The organism is Glycomyces artemisiae (assembly GCF_003002955.1).
Classification (GTDB): domain Bacteria; phylum Actinomycetota; class Actinomycetes; order Mycobacteriales; family Micromonosporaceae; genus Glycomyces; species Glycomyces artemisiae.
The window spans coordinates 667,764-691,047 of sequence record NZ_PVTJ01000001.1 but is presented as its reverse complement, the minus strand read 5'-3'; the positions used below and the strand labels follow the sequence as shown (position 1 = coordinate 691,047).

19 protein-coding genes and 1 pseudogene are annotated in these 23,284 nt (G+C 70.9%); 14 read left to right on the top strand and 6 right to left on the bottom strand.

Translation table 11 applies throughout. The features are described from left to right. Positions 1-14 precede the first annotated feature (14 nt). The gene (locus B0I28_RS03240; protein ID WP_106362348.1) at positions 15-1,784 is read left to right on the top strand and encodes an ABC transporter substrate-binding protein; all 1,770 of its coding nucleotides are present in this window, start codon (positions 15-17) and stop codon (positions 1,782-1,784) included. A gap of 64 nt (positions 1,785-1,848) precedes the next feature. Beyond that, entirely contained in the window at positions 1,849-2,787 is a 939-nt protein-coding gene (locus B0I28_RS03235; protein WP_245888863.1) for a cation diffusion facilitator family transporter, read from the top strand. 34 nt (positions 2,788-2,821) lie between these two features. Here B0I28_RS03235 and B0I28_RS03230 read toward each other — a convergent pair whose 3' ends face one another. Together B0I28_RS03230 and B0I28_RS03225 are read right to left on the bottom strand one after the other, a co-directional pair. Beyond that, on the bottom strand, positions 2,822-3,286 hold the full coding sequence (locus B0I28_RS03230) for a peroxiredoxin (RefSeq protein ID WP_106362347.1): 465 nt from the start codon (positions 3,284-3,286) through the stop codon (positions 2,822-2,824). A gap of 60 nt (positions 3,287-3,346) precedes the next feature. After that, positions 3,347-3,763 carry a DUF3052 family protein gene (locus B0I28_RS03225; protein ID WP_245888862.1) on the bottom strand — a complete coding sequence of 139 codons (417 nt, stop codon included), beginning with the start codon at positions 3,761-3,763 and terminating at the stop codon, positions 3,347-3,349. A gap of 293 nt (positions 3,764-4,056) precedes the next feature. On the opposite strand from B0I28_RS03225, the gene aceE reads away from it, so the two are divergent. After that, a complete protein-coding gene (gene aceE, locus B0I28_RS03220; protein ID WP_106362345.1) occupies positions 4,057-6,789 on the top strand; it encodes a pyruvate dehydrogenase (acetyl-transferring), homodimeric type in 2,733 nt (910 codons plus the stop codon). 60 nt (positions 6,790-6,849) lie between these two features. Here aceE and B0I28_RS03215 read toward each other — a convergent pair whose 3' ends face one another. Then, positions 6,850-8,286: a PDR/VanB family oxidoreductase gene (locus B0I28_RS03215; protein ID WP_106362344.1), complete on the bottom strand. Its 1,437-nt coding sequence runs from the start codon at positions 8,284-8,286 to the stop codon at positions 6,850-6,852. 126 nt (positions 8,287-8,412) lie between these two features. Further along, positions 8,413-8,784 (bottom strand): thioredoxin, encoded by a 372-nt coding sequence (gene trxA, locus B0I28_RS03210; RefSeq protein ID WP_106362343.1) that lies wholly within the window; start codon positions 8,782-8,784, stop codon positions 8,413-8,415. Positions 8,785-8,901: 117 nt separating this feature from the next. Between trxA and B0I28_RS03205 the strand changes: the two genes are divergently transcribed. From B0I28_RS03205 to B0I28_RS03165, 9 genes and pseudogenes are all read left to right on the top strand, one after another. Further along, positions 8,902-10,071, top strand: coding sequence for a PucR family transcriptional regulator (locus B0I28_RS03205; protein ID WP_106362342.1), 1,170 nt, complete (start codon positions 8,902-8,904; stop codon positions 10,069-10,071). Positions 10,072-10,164: 93 nt separating this feature from the next. Further along, positions 10,165-11,058 (top strand): annotated as a pseudogene (locus B0I28_RS03200) (ACP S-malonyltransferase); the annotation flags it as partial. A gap of 20 nt (positions 11,059-11,078) precedes the next feature. Continuing rightward, on the top strand, positions 11,079-12,032 hold the full coding sequence (locus tag B0I28_RS03195) for a beta-ketoacyl-ACP synthase III (RefSeq protein ID WP_106362340.1): 954 nt from the start codon (positions 11,079-11,081) through the stop codon (positions 12,030-12,032). Between the two features lie 27 nt (positions 12,033-12,059). Next, positions 12,060-12,296, top strand: coding sequence for an acyl carrier protein (locus B0I28_RS03190; protein WP_030159099.1), 237 nt, complete (start codon positions 12,060-12,062; stop codon positions 12,294-12,296). A gap of 1 nt (position 12,297) precedes the next feature. Then, on the top strand, positions 12,298-13,515 hold the full coding sequence (gene fabF / locus B0I28_RS03185) for a beta-ketoacyl-ACP synthase II (RefSeq protein WP_106362339.1): 1,218 nt from the start codon (positions 12,298-12,300) through the stop codon (positions 13,513-13,515). Positions 13,516-13,830: 315 nt separating this feature from the next. After that, positions 13,831-15,372 carry an HNH endonuclease signature motif containing protein gene (locus B0I28_RS03180; protein WP_106362338.1) on the top strand — a complete coding sequence of 514 codons (1,542 nt, stop codon included), beginning with the start codon at positions 13,831-13,833 and terminating at the stop codon, positions 15,370-15,372. After that, complete coding sequence (locus B0I28_RS03175) at positions 15,369-16,583, top strand: DUF418 domain-containing protein (RefSeq protein WP_106362337.1); 1,215 nt, start codon at positions 15,369-15,371, stop codon at positions 16,581-16,583. Before B0I28_RS03180 ends, B0I28_RS03175 begins: the two co-directional genes overlap by 4 nt. An 82-nt stretch (positions 16,584-16,665) precedes the next feature. After that, a complete protein-coding gene (locus B0I28_RS03170) occupies positions 16,666-17,199 on the top strand; it encodes a hypothetical protein (RefSeq protein WP_146147952.1) in 534 nt (177 codons plus the stop codon). Positions 17,200-17,281: 82 nt separating this feature from the next. Continuing rightward, complete coding sequence (locus B0I28_RS03165; RefSeq protein WP_106362335.1) at positions 17,282-19,945, top strand: Dyp-type peroxidase; 2,664 nt, start codon at positions 17,282-17,284, stop codon at positions 19,943-19,945. Between the two features lie 47 nt (positions 19,946-19,992). On the opposite strand, the gene B0I28_RS03160 is transcribed toward B0I28_RS03165, so the two are convergent. Continuing rightward, a complete protein-coding gene (locus tag B0I28_RS03160; protein WP_106362334.1) occupies positions 19,993-20,829 on the bottom strand; it encodes a phosphoribosylaminoimidazolesuccinocarboxamide synthase in 837 nt (278 codons plus the stop codon). 168 nt (positions 20,830-20,997) lie between these two features. Here B0I28_RS03160 and lipA point away from each other — a divergent pair, with 168 nt between their 5' ends. Beyond that, positions 20,998-21,918: a lipoyl synthase gene (lipA, locus tag B0I28_RS03155; RefSeq protein WP_425433422.1), complete on the top strand. Its 921-nt coding sequence runs from the start codon at positions 20,998-21,000 to the stop codon at positions 21,916-21,918. Positions 21,919-21,939: 21 nt separating this feature from the next. Continuing rightward, complete coding sequence (locus B0I28_RS03150; protein ID WP_106362332.1) at positions 21,940-22,635, top strand: DUF4191 family protein; 696 nt, start codon at positions 21,940-21,942, stop codon at positions 22,633-22,635. 162 nt (positions 22,636-22,797) lie between these two features. Here B0I28_RS03150 and B0I28_RS03145 read toward each other — a convergent pair whose 3' ends face one another. Beyond that, the gene (locus B0I28_RS03145; RefSeq protein WP_106362331.1) at positions 22,798-23,211 is read right to left on the bottom strand and encodes a DUF3040 domain-containing protein; all 414 of its coding nucleotides are present in this window, start codon (positions 23,209-23,211) and stop codon (positions 22,798-22,800) included. Positions 23,212-23,284: the final 73 nt, after the last annotated feature.

Here is a 23,284-nt window from a genome sequence, read left to right as displayed (position 1 = left end):
CGAAAGGCCCTCCAATGCCTGAGACCGAGGCGCCGACCCGCGGCGCTTTGACGACGTCCTTCGCCGCGGTCGCGGCCGCCCTCACCCTGGCGGTCGCGGGCTGCGGCGGCGGCAGCGAGGCGGACGCGACCGGCGTCGGCTTCGAGGACTGCATCACCGAGCCGACCACCTGCAACTCCGGGGAGCGCGCCGACGGCGGCGACCTCGTGTGGGCCGTCGACGGCAAGTGGGAGGCGTGGGGCCAGGCCGACATCTACGGCTCCAGCCTCGCGACCTCGATCATCAACCAGCCCCTGCGGCCCACGGTGTTCTCGTTCGACCAGGACGGCGTGATCCACTACAACGACGGCATCTACGCCGAGGCCCCCGAGCTCCTCGCCGAAGCGCCCCTCACCGTCGCCTACCACATCAAGCCCGAGGCGACCTGGGGCGACGGCGTCCCGATCGGCATCGACGACTTCGTCTGGCACTGGCGCGCCACCTCCGGCGACGAGGCGCAGTGCCAGGGCTGCACGCCCGCGAGCAGTTACGGCTCGACCGTCGCCTCCATCGAGGAGGCCGAGGACAACACCGTCGTCGTGACCTACGTGGACGGCTACCTCGACTCCGAGTGGTACTCCGCGGGCGTCATCACCCACCCCGCGCACATCGCCGAGGCCCGCGGCCACGCCGAGTGGCGCACCGACCCGGCCGTCATGGCCGCGTCCGTCGCCGACTTCTCCGAGAACCCGCCGCTCGACTACAGCGCCGGGCCCTTCAAGATGACCGAAGGGGTGCTCGGCGAGTACGCGAAGTACGTGCCGAACCCGGAGTGGACCGGCTCGCAGCAGTCCACGCTCGACTCGTTGACGCTCAAGTACATCGGCAGCGCCGACGCGATGGCGACCGAGCTGCGCCAGGGCACGATCGACGGCGCCGCGCCCTCCAGCTTCGACCCCGAGGTCCTCGACCAGCTCGCCTCCGAGGAGAGCGTCAAGTACAGCGTCGCGCCGCAGTCCGGGTGGTCCCACATCGACGCGAACCTGAAGAACCCGTTCCTGTCCGACAAGGCCCTGCGCGAGGCGATCTTCACCGCGATCGACGCCGACGACGTCAACCAGCGGGCCTACGGCGCCGCGTACGCCGACATCGAGACCATGCAGAACGTGCTCTTCCGGCCCGACTCGGAGTACTGGACCGACCAGCTCGAAGGCTCCACCCTGGGCTCGGGCGACATCGACGCCGCGCGCGGCATCCTCGAAGCCGCCGGGTACACCTGGCAGGACGAGCAGCTCCTCACGCCCGCAGGCGAACCCGTGACATTGCGGTACCGCGCCGGCATCGAGGGCAACGCGTTCACCCCGATCATCCAGGACCTCGTCATCACCTACCTGGCCGAGATCGGCATCGAGCTCCAGGTGGACCCGATCCCGAACGGCGAGCTCAGCTCCGTGCTCGACGAGGGCGACTGGGACCTCATCCAGTTCTCGTGGATCGAGACTCCGCTGTTCGCGGCCTCCGCGGCCGACTACTGGGGCGAGGGCAACCACACCGGGTTCCAGGACGACCGGGTCGACGCGATCGTCGACGAGCTCGCGACCACCATGGACCGCGACCGCGCCGCCGAGCTGAACAACGAGGCCGCGCAGATCTCCCTCGACGAGGCCGTGCAGCTCCCGCTCGCGTGGACGCCCGCGCTCGTCATGGTGGACAAGGACGTCGTGAACGTCCGCGACAACTGGGCGACGACCATGCGCGTGTTCTCCAACGTCGGCGAGTGGGGCTTCATCGACGAGGACGCCTAGCGGAACGTCCCCGGCGGGCCCGATCCGGGCCCGCCGGGGGCGTTCCCTCGCATAGGCTTCCGGAGTGAGCGATGCGAGCGCAGTGAAGTCCGAGAGCGTCCTGACCGTCCTCGTGGCGGGCCTGATGAACCTCGCCATCGCCGTCGCGAAGCTCGTCGCCGGCATCCTCTCGGGCTCGGCGGCGATGGTCTCGGAGGCCGCGCACTCCGCGGCCGACACGGTCACCGAGATCATGCTGTACATCGCGCTGCGCAACAGCGCCAAGCGGCCCGACGAGGCGCACCCGTTCGGCTACGGGTCGACCGCGTACATGTGGGCGGCGCTCGCGGCGGCGTTCACGTTCGTCGCGGGCGGCCTGTTCTCGATCACCCACGGCTTCCACTCGATGGACTCGGGCGGCGAGGCCGACTTCCTGGTGTCCTACATCGTCCTGGCGATCTCGTTCGCGCTGGAGGCGGTCTCGTTCGGGCGCACCATCGTGCAGCTGCGCAGCGAGTCGGCCGAATGGGACGTGCGACCGCGCCGGTTCCTGAAGTACACGCCCGACACGTCGCTGAAGGCGGTGTTCCTGGAGGACGCCGCGGCGCTCGTCGGCCTCCTGCTGGCAGCGGGCGGCCTGGCGCTCACCGAGATCACGGGCGACCCGCGCTACGACGGCGGCGCGTCGGTCCTCATCGGACTGCTGCTGCTCGTGGTCGCGGTGCTCCTGGGCCACGCGAACCTCTCGCTCCTCATCGGCCGCAGCCTGCCGCCGCGGTTCCGCGAGGCCGTGCGCCGGGAGCTGGAGTCGGGCGAGGAGATCACGGCCGTGCAGGAGCTGCTGACGCTCCAGCTCGGCCCGACCTCGGTTCTCGTCGCGGCCCGCATCGACTACCGCGACGGCGCCGACGGCGCCCACATCGAGGCGACGAGCCGCGCCGTGGAGGCGCGGCTGCGCGAGAAGTACCCGATGGTCACGTACGTGTTCCTGAGCCCGTGGGGCGACGCGCCGGTGGACCGCTGACGGGCGCACCGGGACCGGTGCGCCCGCGCATCGGCTAGCCCTGGAGGTCGGCGAGGGCCTTCTGCCACAGGGACTGGTCGCGGGCCTCGCCGGGCATGTTCATCTCGGCGAAGCGGACGACGCCGTCCTTGTCGATGACGAACGTGCCGCGGTTGGCCATGCCCTTCTCGTCGTTGAAGACGCCGTAGGCCTGGGCGACGGCGCCGTGGGGCCAGAAGTCGCTCAGGAGCGGGAACTCGAAGCCCTCGCGCTGCGCCCACACCTTGTGCGCGAACGGGGAGTCGACGGAGACGGAGAGGACCTGCACGTCGTCGGACTGGTAGGCGTCGAGGTTGTCGCGGATGCCGCACAGCTCGCCCTCGCACACGCCGGTGAACGCGAACGGGTAGAAGACGAGGAGGACGTGCTTCCGGCCGTGGAAGTCCGCGAGCGAGACCTCCTGGTTGTTCTGGTCCTTCAGGGTGAAGGCGGGGGCCGCGGTTCCGGGTTCGATGGGCATGCGCGCTCCTTGCGACGGGCCCTCGCGAGGGAGGGCCTGCGGGTGTTGTCGCGCTGAACGTTAGCGGCGGGCGACGACCATGCGCGACGCGACCCAGTCGGGGGAGGCGTTGAGCGTCTTGGTGGACTTCAGGCCCGCGAGCGCCGCGGACTCCTCGATGTCGGCGGGGTCGATGTGCCCGGGACGCCCGGCCTTGGGGGTCAGCAGCCACACCACGCCGTCGTCGGCGAGGGGGTCGCGGGCGTCGAGGAGGAGGTCGACGAGGTCGCCGTCCTCGACGCGGCACCACAGGAGGACGGCGCCGACGATCTCGTCGGAGTCCTCGTCGAGGAGTTCGCCGACGGCCTCGATCACGGCCGTCCGCAGCGCGGCGTCGACGTCGGTGTCGAAGCCGATCTCCATGACCGCCTCGACGCCGTCGAGCCCCAGCCGCTGCACCACGCTCGACACGTCCACCGGGCTGCTCGAAGCGTTCACCTTGTCCCCTCCAGAGGTCGGTTGCCAGAGCGCTCGCTCTGTGAACCACAGCATATGGAGTAGAGCATATTCGGTGGGGCATATGGCCGACTCGCGCGCCCGTTCGCGAACCTTCCTCGGCAAACGGTCGCACGTCCGGGGCCTGCGCGTGCGCAGAGTGTGGGCACCGTCGCATCAACCCGGGTGGGCGGCCGAGCGTCGCGGTAGATTCGGGGGAAGATGGTAGCGAACGACGACACTCTGCTGCCTGAAGAAACCCTGCAAAGCCGCAGTCTTAGAACGAGGGATCGCCCGTGACCACGGAACAGAACCGGCCGCCCATCAGTGACGGATTGCCGACCCAAGTACCGGACACTGACCCCGGGGAGACCAGCGAGTGGCTGGAATCCCTCGACGGCCTCCTCGACGCCGGCGGGCGCACCCGTGCCCGCTACGTCATGCAGCGGCTGCTCGAACACGCCCGCAAGCGCCAGATCGGCGTCCCGGCGTCGACGAGCACCGACTATGTGAACACCATCCCCGTCGAGGCCGAGCCGCACTACCCCGGCGACGAGGCCGTCGAGCACCGCATCCGCGCGTTCGTGCGCTGGAACGCGGCGATGACCGTCCACCGCGCGCAGCGTCCCGGCATCGGCGTCGGCGGCCACATCTCGACGTACGCCTCCGCCGCGAACCTGTACGAGGTCGGCTACAACCACTTCTTCCGCGGCCGCGGCCACGCGGGCGGCGGCGACCAGATCTTCTTCCAGGGACACGCCTCCCCCGGCATGTACGCCCGGTCCTTCGTGGAGGGACGCCTGACCGAGGACGACCTCGACGGCTTCCGCCAGGAGGTGTCGCGCCCGCAGGGCGGCCTGCCCTCCTACCCGCACCCCCGCCTCATGCCCGACTACTGGCAGTTCCCGACCGTGTCGATGGGCCTGGGCCCGATCAACGCGATCTACCAGGCGCTGTTCAACCGCTACATGGACGACCGCGGCATCAAGGACACCAAGCAGCAGCAGGTGTGGGCGTTCCTCGGCGACGGCGAGATGGACGAGGTCGAGTCCCGCGGCGCGCTCCAGTTCGCGGCGGGCGCCGAGCTCGACAACCTCACGTTCGTCGTCAACTGCAACCTCCAGCGCCTCGACGGGCCGGTGCGCGGCAACGGCAAGATCGTGCAGGAGCTGGAGTCGTACTTCCGCGGCGCCGGCTGGAACGTCATCAAGGTGATGTGGGGCCGCGAGTGGGACCCGCTGCTGGCGGCCGACCACGACGGCGCGCTGGTGAACCTCATGAACACCACGCCCGACGGCGACTTCCAGACGTTCAAGGCCGAGTCCGGCGCGTTCATCCGCGAGCACTTCTTCGGGCGCGACACGCGCACGAAGGCGATGGCGCAGCCGATGACCGACGACGAGATCTGGGACCTGCGCCGCGGCGGCCACGACGACCGGAAGATCTACGCCGCGTACAAGGCCGCGATGGAGCACGAGGGCCAGCCGACGGTGATCCTCGCGCACACCGTCAAGGGCTACAAGCTCGGCTCGACCTTCGAGGGCCGCAACGCGACCCACCAGATGAAGAAGCTCTCGCTCGACGACCTCAAGGGCTTCCGCGACGCCCTGGAGATGCCGGTCACCGACGAGCAGCTCGAAGCGAGCCCGTACCTGCCGCCGTACATCAAGCCCGAGGAGGGCTCGGCCGAGCACGAGTACCTCCAGGAGCGCCGCCGCGCGCTCGGCGGGTCGATCCCCTCGCGCCGCAACACGGTCATCCCGCTCTCGCTCCCGGGCGAGGACGCGTACAAGTCCGCGAAGCGCGGCTCGGGCAAGCAGAAGGCCGCCACGACGATGGCGCTGGTGCGCCTGCTCAAGGACCTCATGCGGGACAAGGAGACCGGCAAGCGCTGGGTCCCGATCATCCCCGACGAGGCCCGCACGTTCGGCATGGACGCGATGTTCCCGACGGCGAAGATCTACTCGCCGCACGGGCAGCAGTACCTGTCGGTGGACCGGGACCTGTTCCTGTCCTACAAGGAGTCCGAGCAGGGTCAGCTCCTGCACGTGGGCATCAACGAGGCCGGGTCGGTCGCGGCGTTCACCGCGGCGGGCACCTCCGGGGACACCCTCGGCGAGCCGATGATCCCGTTCTACATCTTCTACTCGATGTTCGGGTTCCAGCGGACCGCCGACGCGATCTGGGCCGCCTCGGACCAGCTCGCGAACGGGTTCCTCATCGGCGCCACGGCCGGGCGGACCACGCTCAACGGCGAGGGCCTCCAGCACGAGGACGGGCACTCGCTGCTCATCGCCCACACGAACCCCGCGGTCGTCTCGTACGACCCGTCGTACGGGTACGAGATCGGGCACATCATGCAGGACGGCCTGAAGCGCATGTACGCCGACGGCGAGCACGTCTTCTACTACCTGACGGTGTACAACGAGCCGATCGTGCAGCCCGCCGAGCCCGAGGACGTGGACGTTGAGGGCATCCTCCGCGGCATCCACAAGGTCGCGTCCTCGGACGTGCAGGGGCCGCGGGTGCAGCTGCTGACCTCCGGTTCGGCGATGTCGTGGGCCCGCAAGGCCGCCGACCTCCTCGCCGAGGACTGGGGCGTGGCCGCCGACGTGTGGTCGGTGACCTCCTGGTCGGAGCTCAACCGCGACGCGATCGAGGCCGAGCGGCACAACCTGCGCCACCCGGAGGCCGACAAGAAGGTCCCGTACGTGACGGCGAAGCTCTCGGGCTCCGACGGCCCGTTCGTGGCCGTCAGCGACTACCAGCGGGCGGTCCCGGACCTCATCAGCCGGTGGGTGCCGGGCGACTACACCTCGCTGGGCACGGACGGCTTCGGCCACTCCGACACCCGCGGGGCGCTGCGCCGCCACTTCAACGTGGACGCCGAGTCCGTGGCCGTCGCGGCCCTCCAGCAGCTCGCCGCCCGCGGCGAGGTCAAGCCGGAGCTCGCGGCGCAGGCGGCGGCGAAGTACCAGATCACCGACCCGACGGCCGCCGAGGCCGGCGAGGCGGGCGGCGACTCCTAAGCCGCAGTGACATCGGAAGGGCCGCAGGCGGATCGCCTGCGGCCCTTCGTCATGCGTCGGCTAGGCGTCCACCACGAGCCTGCCGCGGGCGCGGCCGACGCAGGGGTAGAACAGGACCGCCCCGTCGGGTGCCAGCGCGCCGGGGACGCGCCCGGGGTGCTCGGGGCTGCCCTCGACGACGCGGAGGCGGCAGGTGCCGCACACGCCGTTCTCGCAGCTGGAGGGGACCTCGACGCCGGCGCCGACGAGCGCGGCGAGCGCGGTCCGGTCCGACCCGACGGTGATCTCGACGCCGCTGCGCTTGGCGAACAGGGGGAACGGGGCGGGCCCGGCGGGGGCGGCGAACTTCTCGGTGTGCAGCTCCAGCTGCGGGGCGACGCGGCGGACGGTGTCGGCGAGGGCGTCCATCAGCGGGACCGGCCCGCACGCGTACACGCCGGTGGTGGCGGGGAGCCCGGCGAGTTCGGCGACGTAGTCGGGGCGCCCGTACTTGGTGGTCGGGTAGAGGACGACGTTGCCGGGCCAGGTGGTGGCGAGCTGGTCGGCGAAGGCCATCGTGGAGCGGTCGCGGCCGGTGTAGACCAGGCGCCACGGGAGCCGCGAGCGCTCGACCTGGAGGATCATCGGCATGATCGGGGTGATGCCGATGCCTCCGGCGATGAACAGGTACCCGGAGTGGAGGCCGAGCGGGAACTGGTTGCGGGGCGGGGAGATCCGGATGCGGTCGCCTTCGCGGAGGCGGTGGGCCTCGCGGGAGCCGCCGCGCCCGGCGTCCTCGCGCAGGACCGCGATCCGGTAGAGGAGGCGGTCTCCGGCGTAGGAGCACAGGGAGTAGTGGCGGACGGTCCCGGAGGGGAGTTCGACCTCCAGGTGGGCGCCGGGCTCGAACGGCGGGAGGAGGCGGCCGGTGAGGCCGACGAGCTCGATGGCGTGGACCTTCGCGGCGACGGGGACGACGCGGCGCACCCGGACCTCGATGCGGCCGTCCGCGACGGGCCGTTCGGCGCGCAGCCGCCCGATGCGGCCCCAGGGGCGCAGGTAGGAGACGGCGACGGCGAAGCCCAGACTGATCGTGCCGAGGGCGGTTCCGGCGGTCAGGGCCGCCTGATCGGCGCCGGTCCCGGCCCCGGCGGCGAGCGCGGTGAGGCTGGGCCGCAGGACCGCGAGGCCCCCGGCGATGACACCGACGGCGGCGGCGAGTTTCGCGGCGGTCCACCAGTGGCGCAGGAGCCCGCCGGAGGCGGCGAGGACGAGGCCGGTGCCGAGGACGGCGAAGCTGATCGCGCCGGTGCCGAGGCCGTTGAACATTCCGGCGACGGCCCAGGCCGCGTCGGCGGTGCCGGGCTCTGGGGAGACGAGGACCCAGACGCAGAGGGCGAGCACGAACGCCATGTAGGCGAGCCAGACGACCGAGAGGACGACGTGGCTCGCGGTGAGGGCCCGGCGCGCCGCGGCGCCGAGCAGGGGGCGGGTATCGGGGGTGGTGTCGGCCGGCACTGCGTGCCTCCTCGGGAGGTGACCCTGCTGCTGTCCCCAACCGAAGCTCAACGTAGCACGCAAAATGGACGGACAAAAGAGGGCGAGCGCGTCCGAAACGCGCTCGCCCTCAATCGGTCTCCGGGATTAGGCCTCCTCGGCCTCCTCCTTCTCGATCTCGGCGCGGACGGCGTCCATGTCGAGCTCCTTGACCTTGCCGATGATCTCCTCCAGCGCGGCCGGCGGCAGCGCGCCCGGCTGGCTGTAGAGGAGGATGCCGTCGCGGAACGCCATGAGGGTGGGGATCGACTGGATCCCGGCCTCGGCGGACAGCTGCTGCTGGTCCTCGGTGTCGATCTTCCCGAAGACGACGTCGGGGTGCTGCTCGCTGGACGCCTCGAAGGTCGGAGCGAACATCTTGCACGGCCCGCACCAGTCGGCCCACCAGTCGACCAGCACGATGCCGTTGCCGGTGACGGTCTCCTCGAAGTTGTCCTTGGTCAGTTCAACGGTGGCCATAGGACCGCCTCTCTGTCTCGGGTGATTTCGTCCTCTCCCGGGCAACAGTAGTGGCGCCGGTGGTATTCCGTCCGACGTCGGTGCGCGGCGCGCGCCACGTCTGGCAGGCTATAGGGCATGGACCTGGCCACGACCATTCAGAACATCGAACGCTCCTCGTCGGCGCTGACGACCCAGTCGCTCACCCGGATGGACGAACGCCTCCCCTGGTTCCGCGACCTCCCCGCCGAGCAGCGCTCGATGGTGACCCTGGTGGCCCAGGCCGGCGTCCGTCAGTTCCTGGAGTGGCTGCGCTCCTCCGGCGACGACCTCGGCACCTCCGACATGGTGTTCGAGGCCGCGCCGCTCGAACTCGCGCGCGCCATCTCCCTCCAGCACACCGTCGCCCTCATCCAGGTCGTCATCGACGTCGTCGAAGAGCAGGTCCCCCAGCTCGCCGCCGACGGCGAGGACGACCAGCTGCGCGAGTCGGTGCTGCGCTTCAGCCGCGAGATCGCGTTCGCGGCCGCCCGCGTGTACGCCCGCGCCGCCGAGACCCGCGGCGCGTGGGACGCCCGCCTCCAGGCGATGCTCGTCGACGCGCTCCTGCGCGGCGACAACCCCGACGAGCTCATCAGCCGCGCCGCCGCGCTCGGCTGGTCCGAGACCCAGACGATCACCGTCGTCTGCGGTGCCACCCCCGGCGGCGAGGCCACGCTCGTGCTCCACTCGGTGCAGCGGGCCGCCCGGCGGCTCGGGCTCGACATCCTCGCGGGCGTCCACGGGGCCCGCCTCGTGCTCCTCCTCGGCGGCGTCGCCGAACCCGTCGAGATCGTCGAGAAGCTCACCGGGCAGTTCGGCGAGGGCCCGATCGTCGTGGGCCCCACCGTGACCGGCCTCGCCGACGCGTCCGCGTCGGCGCTCGCGGCCGTCGCCGGGCACCGCGCCGCCCCCGCCTGGCCCGACGCGCCCCGCCCCGTCACCGCGACCCAGCTGCTCCCCGAGCGGGCCATCGCCGGGGACGAGGCCGCCCGCCGCGGCCTGCGCGAAGGCGTGTTCATGACGCTGCGCCGCGCCGGCGGCGAGCTGCTGGAGACCATGGACGCGTTCATCTCCTCCGGCGGCGTCCTCGAAGGCACCGCGCGCGAGCTGTACGTGCACCCGAACACCGTCCGGTACCGCCTCCGCCGCATCCAGGAGGTGACCGGTTTCTCCCCCACCGATCCGCATGAGGCGTTCGTGCTCCGTGTGGGGTTGACCATAGGCCGCCTGGAGAACTCCCCGGCGACCCGGCGTCCTCGCAGTTGACAACGAGTGTTGTAGATTCCCTACAAGAACCGACCGGGCTTTCAGTCCTCTGAGTGCTCCCGGATCCCATGCCGCCGATGCGAAAGTTCTAGTGTGCTTGCCATTCTCGCCCCTGGGCAGGGCTCCCAGAAGCCCGGGTTCCTGACACCGTGGATCGAGGCCGACCCCGCCGCCGCGGCGAAGCTCCGCGACTGGTCGGACCTCATCGGCCTCGACCTCGTGCGCCTCGGCACCGAGGCCGACCAGGCCGAGATCACCGACACCGCCAACACGCAGCCGCTGCTGGTCGCCGCCGGACTGATCGCCGCCGAATCCCTCCCGCTCGACGCGTTCGACGCCGTCGCCGGGCACTCCGTCGGCGAGCTCACCGCGCTCGCCATCGCCGGGGTCCTCACCCCCGAGGCCGCCGTCCGCCTCGCCGCCGTCCGCGGCCGCGAGATGGCCGCCGCGTGCAGCATCGAGCCGACCACCATGGCCGCCGTCCTCGGCGGCGTCGAGGAGGAAGTCCTCGACCGCATCGAGGCCGCCGGCGCCTGGCCCGCGAACCGCAACGGCGCCGGGCAGATCGTCGCCGCCGGGCCCGTCGCCGCCATCGAGAAGCTCACCGCGAGCCCGCCCGAGAAGGCCCGGGTCATCGCCCTCAAGGTCGCCGGGGCGTTCCACACCCCGCACATGGCGCCCGCGCAGGAGGCCCTCGAAGCGCTCGCCGCCGAGATCCCCACCGCCGACCCGGTCCGCACCCTCCTGTCGAACCGCGACGGCAGGCCCGTGACCTCCGGCGCCGCCGCCTTGCAGCAACTGGTGGCCCAGGTCACCTCACCCGTCCGATGGGACGCCTGCATGAGTACGCTTGGAGAACTGGGCGTCACGGCGGTCGTGGAACTGCCGCCGGCGGGCACGCTCACCGGGCTGGCCAAGCGGGCGCTCACGGGCGTGGAACGACTCAACGTCAACACCCCCGCAGACCTCGCGGCGGCCGCCGCCCTCGCAGGGAACGAAGGAGCCGAGTGAGCGTCAACGGAACACGCGTCGTCAGCGTCGGGCACTACCAGCCCGAGAAGATCCTCACCAACGAGGACCTCGCCAAGATCGTCGACACCAACGACGAGTGGATCGTCTCGCGCGTCGGCATCAAGGAGCGCCGCATCGCCGCCGACGACGAGAAGGTCGCCGACATGGCGATCCACGCCGCCCGGCAGGCCCTGGAGAACGCCGGCCTCACCGCCGCCGACATCGACATGGTCATCGTCGCCACGGTCTCCGCCAAGGACGTCTGCCCCAACACCGCCTGCCGCGTCTCCGACGCGCTCGGCATCGGCGCGCCCGCGGCGATCGACGTCAACACCGCCTGCTCCGGCTTCGAGTACGCGCTCGCCCAGGCCGACATGGCGATCCGCGCCGGCAGCGCCACCCGCGCCATCGTCATCGGCGCCGAGAAGCTCACCGCGGTCACCGACTGGGAGGACCGCACCTCGTGCGTCCTGTTCGGCGACGGCGCGGGCGCGGTCGTGGTCGAGGGCACCGACGACCCGGCGCTGGCGATCAGCCCGGTCGTGTGGGGCTCGGAGCCGTCGATGAGCGACGTCATCCGCATCGAGGAGGACGTCCCGTTCATCAAGCAGGCCGGTCAGACCGTCTTCCGCTGGGCCACCACCCAGCTCGCGCCGCTCATCGAGAAGGTCGCCGAGCGGGCCGACGTGAAGATCTCCGAACTCGCGGCCTTCGTGCCGCACCAGGCGAACCTGCGGATCATCCAGGGCATCGCCAAGCGGCTGGACTTCAGCGACGACTGCGTCGTCGCCGAGGACATCGTCTACTCCGGCAACACCTCCGCGGCGTCGGTGCCGCTGGCGCTGTCGAAGTTGGTACAAAGTGGCAAGGTGGCCTCCGGCGCCCCGATCCTCCTGTTCGGATTCGGCGGCGGGCTCACCTACGCCGGGCAGGTCATCCGCTGCCCGTAACTATCGAGAGGAAATTAACTCATGGCTCTGTCTCGTGACGAGATCCGCGAAGGCCTGTCGGACATTCTCGAAGAGGTCGCGGGCGTCAACCCCGACGATGTCGCCGACGGCAAGTCCTTCACCGACGACCTTGACGTCGACTCGCTCGCCATGGTCGAGGTCGTCGTGGCCGCTGAAGAGAAGTTCGGCGTGAAGATCCCCGACGACGAGGTCGCCAACCTGAAGACCGTCGGCGACGCCGTCTCCTACATCGAGAAGGGTTAATGTGACTGAGGTAGTCGTGACCGGGCTCGGCGCGACCACTCCCCTCGGCGGGGACGTGGCGTCGACCTGGGAGGCACTCGTCGCCGGTCGCTCCGGCGTGCACCTGCTCCAGCACGAGTGGGCGCAGGAACTCCCGTGCCGGATCGCCGCCGAGCTGGCGGTGGAGCCTTCCGAGGTCCTGCCTCGGGTCAGGCTGCGCCGGCTCGACCGCTCCGAGCAGATCGCGCTCGTCGCGGCTCAGCAGGCGTGGGACGACGCGGGGCTGACCGACGACCTCGACAAGGAACGGCTCGGGGTCGTCTTCGGCTCCGGGATCGGCGGCGCGCTCACCCTCCTCGCCCAGGACGACATCCTGGAGGAGAGCGGCGCGCGGAAGGTCTCCCCGTTCACCGTGCCCATGCTCATGCCCAACGGGCCCGCCGCGGTCGTCGGCCTGGAGTTCGGCGCCAAGGCAGGCGTGCACGCCCCCACCAGCGCGTGCGCCACCTCCGCCGAGGCGATCTCCTGGGCCGCCGACATGATCCGCGCCGGCCGCGCCGACGCGGTCGTCGCGGGCGGCGCCGAAGCGGTCATCGGCGGCCTGCCGATGGCCGGGTTCTCCTCGATGAAGGCCATGTCGACTCGCAACGACGACCCCGAGCGCGCCTCCCGGCCCTGGGACCGCGACCGCGACGGGTTCGTCATGGGCGAGGGCGCGGGCGCGCTGGTCCTGGAGCGCCGCGACCACGCCGAGGCCCGCGGGGCGAAGATCTACGCGGTCGTCGCGGGCTCCGGCCTGACCTCCGACGGCTACGACATCGTCCAGCCCGACCCGGAGTGCCGGGGCGGGGGCCGGGCGATGCGCGCGGCGATCAAGCAGGCCGGTATCGACCCGAAGGAGATCGGCCACGTCAACGCGCACGCCACGTCGACGCCCGTCGGCGACATGGCGGAGGTCAAGGGCATCAAGCGCGAGGTCGGCGACCACGTGGTCCTCACCGCGACCAAGTCGATGACCGGGCACCTGCTCGGCGGCGCGGGCGCGGTCGAGTCCATCGCGGCCATCCTGGCGATCACCGAGGGCGTCATCCCCCCGACGATCAACCTGGAGAACCCCGACCCGGCCCTGGACCTCGACGTCGCCGCGAACGAGGCCCGCAAGGTGGAGCTGAAGGCCGCGCTCAACACGGCATTCGGCTTCGGCGGCCACAACGCCGCGCTTTTGTTCACGAAGCCGTAGCGTCACTGCTTGCAGGAAGGCCCCGTCGCGTAAGCGGCGGGGCCTTTTTGCGTCCTGGGACTTTGGCTGGCGGGTGGTCTTGGGTTGGGGTTAGAGCGGGCAGCGACGAAGAGGTCGACCTGTTGCCGAGGTCGGTTGGCGGCCATGGGGTCTGAGGGTGACATGGGGTGAGGTGCAGGTGGTGCGGGCGGGGCGGGGTGAGACTTCCTCACCAAAGATCACCCTTCTGGGTGTTGGCACCCTATCGCACACAGCGTCACAATTGAAACACACCAGCGAACACGCAGGGCACAACACAACAAGGAGGTGATCCCGATGGCAGCCACTACGATCCACAGCCGGACCAGCAGCAGTGACCAGGCCCAGACCATCCGGACCCTCCTCGACACCGCCGCCTCGGTGGTCAACACCCAGTACGCCCAGGTCCTCTCCGCGGTCATCGACGCCAAGCAGGCGAACCTCCACCGCACCGCCTTCGGCTTCTCCGCCCTGCGCGACTGGCTCATCTCCACCTTCGACTTCACCCACCGCACCGCCGCCGACATCGCCGCCATCGCCCGCCTCTCCACCAAGTTCCGGGCACTCGTGGAGGCGGCCGTCTCGGGTTCGGCGAGGATCGACCAGGTCGCCTACGCCGTCCGCCAACTCGACCGCACCCCGGCGGTGCGCCTGTTCGCACTCACCCCCTTCCGCACCCCCGTGGCCTCCCCCTTCGATGCCGACACCCTCTGCGCGACACCCGAACACCTGATCGCCCAGTACTGCCAGCACGCCCCCTTCAAAGACCTCCAGAGGCACCTTGACGAACTCGCCGCCCACCTCGCCGAGGAGTCCGAACTCCTCGACTCCCTCGGCCAGCAGTCCCTCCAATGGATCGAACTGGCCGAGCAGGACAACGGCATGTGGGCCCTCTCCGGCGAGTTGTCGGGCGACACCGGCAGACTCCTGGACAAGTACCTCAAGACCGCCTGCCCGCCCCCGCGCCAGGACGAACAAGACCTCGACGGGGTGCTCCCGGCGCAGCCGAACCGGCACGCCGAAGCCCTCCACCAGCTCCTCGCCGGATACGGCACCAGCCCCGACGCAGCCCGGCGCCACGGCCACACCGCCACCCTCGACCTCACCGTCGACATCGACACCTTGCAGGGCAAGGACACCGGCCGCACCCCGCTCCTGGAAGGCCAGCCCATCTCGGTCGCCAAAGCCCGCCACCTCGCCTGCGAAGCCGGGATCATCCCCGGCGTCTTCAACTACGCCACCGGCGAAGCGATCGAACTCGGCCGCGCCGCCCGCCTCCCGAACCAGGCGCTGCGCCGCAAGCTCGAACTGGAGCAGCAGGGCGGGTGCGCCTGGTCGGGCTGCTCGCGCCCGGTCGCCTGGACCGAAGCCCACCACATCACCCACTGGGCCGACGGCGGCGACACCAACGCCGACAACCTGATCCTCCTCTGCCGCTTCCACCACGGCCGCATCCACACCACCGGCTGGTCGGTCGAGAAGACCGGCCCCGGCCAAGCCCTCGCCTCGATACGGGCAGCCAGAGCCAAATGCCGAACACGCTTCACACCCCACGCCAAAGAACCCGCCCGTCACGGCCCGCAATCCGCCCCTTACTGTCGCCGCCGGAAAGTTCGATCGACATCGCCCGCAGGCAGAGGAGTAGGACCCTGGTATGACGCGGCCGGGAAGTCGTCGTTCCTCAGAACGAGGAGGAACGGTACCGCAGGCGGGAGCGGGGGACGGGGGCTGGCACTACCGTCAAAAGGACACGATTTTCCTAGACTGAGCAGGCGCGGACCCCACCGCGGCGAGGAGACCAGGAAACCCGTCCGTCCGATCCTGAAGGAGCGACCGTGACCGCCACCCCCTACGCGACCGCCGATCCGCCCAAGGCCGGGCCGCCCGCGCCCATCACCAAGGCCGAGCGGTCGCTCGCGCCCGACATCGCGCGCGGCGGCATGCTGCTGTTCATCGCCCTCGCGAACGTCCCGATCCACCTGTGGGGCATGGGCGTCGACAGGTACGGCCACAACACCGGCCAGTCGGCCGCCGACCACATCGCGCTGTTCGTCGAGCAGCTCCTCATCGCCGACCGCTCGCGCCCGATGTTCGCGATCCTCTACGGCTTCGGCATCGCCGTCATGGCCTCGCGCATGTTCGCGCGCGGCATGGAGACCAAGGCCGTCCGCAAGATCCTGCGCCGCCGCTCGTGGTGGCTGCTCGCGTTCGGGTTCCTGCATGCAGTCCTCCTGTTCATGGGCGACATCCTCGCCCCCTACGGCGCCATGGGCCTCATCGCCCTGTTCTTCGTGCACCTCTCCGACAAGTCGCTGAAGAAGTGGCTGTGGGCGAGCATCGCGTACGTGGTGCTCATCGGGAACGTGCTGATGGCGTACGTCTTCACCATCGGCGAGTCGTCCGGGCCGACGCCCGCCGACCCCGGCCTGCCCCCGTACGTGGAGCAGATGATCCTGGGCGCGCTCGCCTCCCCCGTCGGCGTGCTCGCGCTCATCGCGACCGGCACGTTCTTCCCGCTCATCATCGCGGGCATGATGCTCCAGCGCGCGGGCTGGCTGAATCACCCCGAAGACCACCTGCCGCAGCTGAAGCGGGTCTTCCTCTCCGGCATGGCGGTGAACATCCTCTCCTCGCTCCCCGTGGCGCTCATCGCGATCGGCGCCTGGGAGCCCGCGACGCCCATGTGGCGCGCCGCGGTCTACCTGGAGCTCCTCGGCGGGATGTACGCCGGGCTCGGCTACATCTGCGGGTTCGCGCTCCTGGCGCACAAGCTCCGCGGCTACGGCCGCAAGGGCGTCCCCGGGGCGCTCGCCGCGGTCGGCGAGCGGTCGCTCACCAGCTACCTGCTCCAGTCGTTCATCATGGCGCCGCTGCTCACCGCATGGGGCATCGGCCTCGGCGAGGACCTCGGGTACCTGGGGGCGTTCGGGGTCGCGTTCGGCACCTGGGCGGCCACCGTGCTCATCGCGGTGCTCATGGACAAGGCCGGGATGCGCGGGCCGTTCGAGGTGCTCCTGCGGCGCCTCACCTACGGCCGCAAGCGGTCCTGATCCTCGGACCGCGGAGACGCCCCCGTGTCGGATGGCCGACGCGGGGGCGTCCGCGCGTCCGGGCCCGTGACACAATACGGCCGTGCAGATGAGCTGGGCTCCGATCCGAGCGCTGCGGGCCGCCGTGTTCGCAGCGGTCTCGGGCTCGGCGTCGCTCCTGCTGCACCTGTGGAGCGGCGGGCACGCGCCCGGCCCGCTCCAGTCGGCCGCCGCGTTCGCGCTGGTCTTCGCCGCCGCGTACGCCGCCGGAGGCCGCCAGCGCGGCTTCCTCGTCCTCGCGCCGCTGTGCCTCGCGGCCCAGTGGGGCCTGCACGAGCTGTTCCAGGCCGGGGCTGTCGAGGCGCTGCACGTGCACGGCTCGGGTGTGTCTATGTGGCTGGTCCACATCGCCGCGGCCCTGGCGCAGGCGTCATGGCTCGCGCGCGGTGAAGCCGCGACGGCGGCGCTGCTCGACCTGCTGACGCTGTACGCCGCGCGCCTGGTGCGCGTGGCGTCCGCCGAATCCCCGGTCGCGGTGCGGCCGCGGTGGCTCACGCCGCGGACGCGGGCGCCGCGTCCGGCCCCGGTCGCTGCGGCGGCCATCTCGCGGCGGGGTCCGCCGCGGTTCGCTTTCTGATTCCCGTTGTCCCCGAGCGCCGTTCGGCGCTTCCCCCTGCCCTGGGTGCGGTGCGCGCTCCGGGCCGCTCAGAAAGCGAACCATGTCCAGAATTCCGGCTGCCCTGCGGCAGCTGCTGCTCCGGCTGCATTTCTACGCCGGCATATTGATCGCCCCGTTCCTGCTCGTGTCGGCCCTGACGGGGCTGGCGTATGCGCTCTCGTACCCGTTGGAGGACTACCTCTACCAAGATCTGAAGACCGTCGATCCCGGCGGCGAGTCGTTGACGCTCGCGGACCAGGTCGCGGCCGTCTCGGCCGCGCATCCGGACTGGACGGTGACTGCGGTGCGGCCTCCGGCTGAGGCCGGGGACTCGACGGGGGTGCTCGTCGACGACGGCGCGGTCCGCGAGTCGGGCGCGGTCGCGATCGTCTACGTGGACCCGTACACCGGGGAGGTGCTCGGGGACTCGACGACGTACGGGTCGTCGCAGGCCGGGCCGGTGCGCGAGTGGATCTCGACGCTCCACCGCAGCCTGCACCTGGGCGAGCCGGGGCGGCTCTACTCGGAGCTGGCGGCGTCGTGGCTGTGGGTCGTGGCACTGGGCGGGCTGGTCCTGTGGATCGCCCGCAAACGGAGGGACGGCGGTTTCTGGCTGCCGAAGCCGGAGGGCCGGGGCCGCGGGCGGACGCTCGCGTGGCACGGCCCGGTGGGCCTGTGGCTCGTGATCGTGCTGCTGTTCCTGTCGGTGACGGGCCTGACGTGGTCGCGGTACGCCGGAGAGCACGTCTCGGAGCTGCGGGAGGCGCTGGACTGGACGACGCCGTCGCTCACCGTGGCCGAGGGCGGCTCTGATGCGCATGCGGAGCATCAGCATTCAGGTGCTTCGGGGTCGTCGGTGTTCGCGGTGACGCTCCTCGACGGCGTCTACGCTGCGGCGCTCGATGCGGGCATGTCGGGGCCGGTGCAGATCGCGCTGCCGTCGGGTTCGGGCACGGAGTACCTGGTGACGGGCCAGCAGCGGTCATTGCCGTTGCAGCAGGATCAGGTGGTGGTCGACACCGTTTCGGGCGCACCGGAAGTGACGGAGGAGCTGCGGTTCGCGGACTGGCCGGTGATGGCGCAGGCGACGAACGTCGCGATCGCGCTGCACATGGGCCTCCTGTTCGGGCTGGCGAACCAACTGCTGCTCGCAGTGGCGATGATCGCGCTGGTGTGCATGATCGTGTGGGGCTACCGGATGTGGTGGCAGCGGCGCCCGCGCGGCGCGCTCGTCGGCCGCCCGTACCCGCGCGGGGGCCTGCGGCGGCTGCCGTGGCCGCTCATCGCAGTGGTCGTCGCGGTCGCGGCGGGCGTCGGGTGGTTCTTTCCGCTGTTGGGGATCTCGTTGGCGGTCTTCGTGATCGCGGATGTCGCGGTCGGGCTGTGGAAGCGGGCCGAGCGTCCGCCCGCGGACGGCGACGACGAGCCGTCGGTGACGCGTCGGACGGCCCTGGCGACGGCGACCCTCGCGGCCGCGGTCGGCGCGGGCGTCGGAAAGGCCCTCGGATCCGGGGGCCACGACGACGGCGAGGCCGGGCACGAGCACGAGGCGTCGGCCGTGGAGCCGTTCTTCGGGGAGCGGCAGGCGGGGATCGCGACCCCGGCGCAGGCGCACGCGCTGTTCGCGTCGTTCGACCTGGCCGCGACGGACCTCGCCTCGGGCGAGACACTCGATGCGGCCGCGGTCGCGGCGAACCTCGAAGCGCTGCTTCGGGACTGGTCGGCGACGGCCGCGGCGCTGGCGGCGGGCGAGGCGCCGCCGAAAGCCGCGATCGACGGCCCGGACCAGTTCGACGCGGAGGCGGTCGCGGCGGGCCTGGACCCGGCGCGGCTGACGGTGACGTTCGGGATCGGCCCGGCGGCGTTCGCGAAGGCGGGCCTGGAGTCGGCGCGGCCCTCGAAGCTCGCGGAGCTGCCCGAGTTCGACGGCGACAAGTTGAATCCGGCGTGGTCGGGCGGGGACCTGCTGCTCCAGATCTGCGGCGACGACCAGCAGGTGGTGTCGGGCGCGTTCCTGGAGCTGCGCAAGCGCGCGGTCGGCCTGGGGACGCTGCTGTGGATGCAGCAGGGGTTCTCGTCGGCGCCGTCTGGCGGCACGCCGCGGAACCTCATGGGGTTCAAGGACGGCAGCGCGAACCCGGAGGCGGGCGGCGCGCTGTTCGACGAGCGCGTGTGGGCGGTCGATTCGGAGCCGTCGTGGTTCGAGGGCGGCACGTACCAGGTGTTCCGCAAGATCCGGATGCGCCTGCCGGACTGGTCGGTGCTGTCGGCGGAGGACCAGAACCTGACGTTCGGGCGGGACCGGGACTCGGGGGCGCCGCTGAGCGGCGGCGGCGAGCTCGACCACCCGGACTTCGAGGTCCTGGACGCCTCGGGCCTGCCCGCGGTCCCGGCCGATTCGCATGTGGCGGTGGTCCACGACGCGGCGATGGTGCGGCGCGGCTTCAACTACGACTACGGGTTCCTGACCCAGGGCGACGTCAGCTCCGACGCGGCCGGCGACGGGCACCTCGACGGCCACATGCACGCCGAGCACCCGTATGACGCGGGCCTGCTGTTCGTGTCGTTCCAGGCCGACCCGCAGGTGTTCATCGACGCGCAGGAGAAGATGGCGGCCGGGGACCGGCTCACGGAGTTCATCACCGCGGAGGGCTCGGGCGTGTACGCGGTGCCGCCGGGCGCGTCTGACGGCGGCTTCGTCGGCGAGGGTTTGTTCAGGTCGTAGGGAAAAGGGGCGGGCGCCCATTAGCGCCCGCCCCTCTCACGTTCGTGTCACTGCCAGCGCCGACCGGTGAGCAGCTCGTACGCCTCGATGTAGCGCGCGCGGGTGGCCTCGACGATGTCGGCGGGGATCTCGGGGGCCTCGGCGTCGTCAGGCTTCCAGCCGGTGGACCGGGCCCAGTCGCGCACGAACTGCTTGTCGAAGGACGGCTGCGTCTGGCCGGGCTTCCAGCCCTTCGCGTCCCAGAAGCGGGAGGAGTCGGAGGTGAGGACCTCGTCGGCGAGGGTGAGGACGCCGTCCTCGTCGAGGCCGAACTCCAGTTTCGTGTCGGCGATGATGATGCCCTTGTCGAGGGCGATCTCGGCGCCGCGGCGGTACACGTCGAGGGTGAGGTCGCGGACGCGGGAGGCGAGGTCGGGGCCGAGGCGGGCGGCGGTCTGCTCGTACGTCTCGGGCGCGTCGTGCTCGCCGACGTCGGCCTTGGTGGTCGGGGTGTAGACGGGCTCGGGGAGCTTCGAGCCGTCTTCGAGGCCCGCGGGGAGGGCGACGCCGTTGACGGTGCCGGTCGCGCGGTAGTCGTTGAGGACGGACCCGGTGAGGTAGCCGCGGACGACCGCTTCGACCTTGACCATGTCGAGGCGCTTGACGCGGACGGCGCGCCCGGCGAACTCGGTGGGCACGTCGTCGGCCGAGATCACGTGGTTGGGGACGATGTCGGCGAGGCGCTCGAACCACCACAGGCTCAGGGCGGTGAGGAGGGCGCCTTTGCCGGGGATCTCGGTGGGGAGGATGACGTCGTAGACGGAGACGCGGTTGGAGGCGACGAGGATGAGGTCGCCGCGGTCGGCGTAGACGTCGCGGACCTTGCCCTGGTGAATGAGTTCCACTGCTGTCCCCTCATGGTGTGCGCCCCGGCGGTGCCGCGTCGATTACACCAGCGGCGACGTCATCCTACGTTTGACGCGGCGGGCCGCTGTGCCGAGCGACACCTGCCGGTGCGCGGTGTCGCGGCGTAGGCTGGGGCGGTGACTTCCGTACAGCCTGAAGGACGCCGGATGCTGCGCCTCGAAGTGCGCAACGCCCAGACCCCGATCGAGAAGAAACCCTCCTGGATCAAGGTCAAGGCCAAGACCGGACCGGAGTACACCGAGCTGCGGGGCCTCGTCAAGAGCGAGGGGCTGCACACGGTGTGCCAGGAGGCCGGGTGCCCCAACATCTACGAGTGCTGGGAGGACCGCGAGGCGACGTTCCTCATCGGCGGCTCCCAGTGCACGCGGCGCTGCGACTTCTGCCAGATCGACACCGGCAAGCCCGGCCCGCTCGACCGCCTGGAGCCGATGAAGGTCGCCGAGTCGGTCAAGACGATGGGCCTGAAGTACGCCACGGTCACGGGCGTGGCCCGCGACGACCTGGACGACGGCGGGGCGTGGCTCTACGCCGAGACCGTGCGCCAGATCCACGCGGCGATCCCCGGGTGCGGCGTCGAGCTGCTCATCCCGGACTTCAACGCCGAGCCCGACCAGCTCGCCGAGGTGTTCTCCTCGCGTCCGGAGGTGCTCGCGCACAACGTGGAGACGGTGCCGCGGATCTTCAAGCGCATCCGCCCCGCGTTCCGCTACGAGCGGTCGCTCGACGTGATCACGCAGGCCCGCGCGGCCGGCCTGGTCACGAAGTCGAACCTGATCCTCGGCATGGGCGAGACCCGTGAGGAGATCTCGCAGGCCCTGCAGGACCTGCACGCGGCCGGGTGCGAGCTCATCACGATCACGCAGTACCTGCGCCCGACGAAGCGCCACCACCCGGTGGACCGCTGGGTCAAGCCCGAGGAGTTCGTGGAGCTGTCGGCCGAGGCCGAGGAGATCGGCTTCGCGGGCGTCATGAGCGGCCCGCTGGTGCGGTCCTCCTACCGGGCCGGGCGCCTGTACCGACAGGCGATCGAAGCCCGCAGTGAAGCCCACAGCGAAGTGCTCGCGTAACACGCCGGTAGAATCGAGTCCATGGCAAAGCAGCAGGAAAAAGAGACGTTCGGGTCGCGCCTGAAGACGATCGGGATGGCGATCAAGTTCACCAACCAGCGGGACAAGCTGTTCCTGCCGTTGGAGGCCGCCGCGATCCTGCTGCCGTTCGTCATCGTGACCGCGCTGGTCGTGTTCGCGCGGTTCTCGCTGCTGTGGTACATCTCGGCCCTGTTCGTGGCGCTCCTGGCGGGCCTGATCGTGCTGAACATGCGCACGAGCAAGGTCGTGAACGCGGAGGCCGTGGGCAAGCCGGGCGCGGCGTACGCGCTCATCGACGGCATCCGCGGCTGGACCGTGACGCCCGGCGTCGCGGCCCTCTCGGAGACCCAGATGGTGCACCGCGCGGTCGGCAAGGCCGGCGTGGTGCTCCTGGGCGAGGGCGGGCCGAAGACCCGCAAGCTCCTCGGCCAGGAGAAGAAGCGCATCTCGCGGGTCGTCGGCTCCACGCCGGTGTACACGTTCCTCGTCGGCGAGGCCGCGGGCGACGACTTCTCGGTGACCGAGGTCCGCAAGCGCCTCATGAAGCTCCCGAAGAACATCGACTCCAAGGACGCCAACCACATCGCCAAGCGCCTCGACGCCCTCGGCATCGGCATGGCCATCCCGAAGGGCCCCATCCCGACCAGCGTCAACCAGGGCCGCGCCGCCCGCCGCGCGATGCTCCGCGGCCGCTAGCCGCAGCGCTGCCGCCGAACATCGGAACGGCCCGACGGGATCTCCCGTCGGGCCGTTCCGCTACCTGCTGAACGCCATGCCTGTAAGCAATGTCCGGGCACGCGAAGACGGGCCCGCCATTGAGGCGCGGCCCGTCGCTCGCGTGCGCTTATCGGATGCAGGTCAGAAGATGTCGCCGTTGTCGCGGCGGCGGCGCCAGCGCTCTTCCATGCGGGAGGTGAAGCCGCCGGGCTTGGCGTTCTTGGAGCCGCCGGTCGACCGCGTGGTGCCCTTGCCGTCGACGGCCTTGAGCTTCACGTTGGTGCCGCGGCGCTGGGCCCACAGGCCCAGGATGAGGCCGCCGAACATGAGGACCGCACCGATCGGGGCGCCCCACTTGGCGACGTTCCCGCCGGCGATCACCGTGCCGATGACGGCGGCGATGCCGATGACCGTGACGACCCCGGCCAGGATGAGCCTGCGCCGGGTCACGTGCGCCGGGTCGTGGGCGCGCACCGCATTGGCGAACTGCGGGTCTTCAGACAAGGACTGCTCGATTTGCTCGAACAGACGTTGCTCGTGGTCGGAGAGCGGCACGACACTCCTCCTGCACTAGTCTCGACGGAGCCTGTCGAGGCCCCGGTGCTTGATAGTCCAAGTCTACGAGGCT

Coding starts and splice junctions, on each gene's coding strand:
- B0I28_RS03165 (WP_106362335.1), top strand. CDS start 17,282: ATGTCCAGAATTCCGGCTGCCCTGCGGCAGCTGCTGCTCCGGCTGCAT.
- B0I28_RS03180 (WP_106362338.1), top strand. CDS start 13,831: ATGGCAGCCACTACGATCCACAGCCGGACCAGCAGCAGTGACCAGGCC.
- lipA (WP_425433422.1), top strand. CDS start 20,998: ATGCTGCGCCTCGAAGTGCGCAACGCCCAGACCCCGATCGAGAAGAAA.
- B0I28_RS03205 (WP_106362342.1), top strand. CDS start 8,902: ATGGACCTGGCCACGACCATTCAGAACATCGAACGCTCCTCGTCGGCG.
- trxA (WP_106362343.1), bottom strand. CDS start 8,784: ATGGCCACCGTTGAACTGACCAAGGACAACTTCGAGGAGACCGTCACC.
- B0I28_RS03150 (WP_106362332.1), top strand. CDS start 21,940: ATGGCAAAGCAGCAGGAAAAAGAGACGTTCGGGTCGCGCCTGAAGACG.
- B0I28_RS03230 (WP_106362347.1), bottom strand. CDS start 3,286: ATGCCCATCGAACCCGGAACCGCGGCCCCCGCCTTCACCCTGAAGGAC.
- B0I28_RS03240 (WP_106362348.1), top strand. CDS start 15: ATGCCTGAGACCGAGGCGCCGACCCGCGGCGCTTTGACGACGTCCTTC.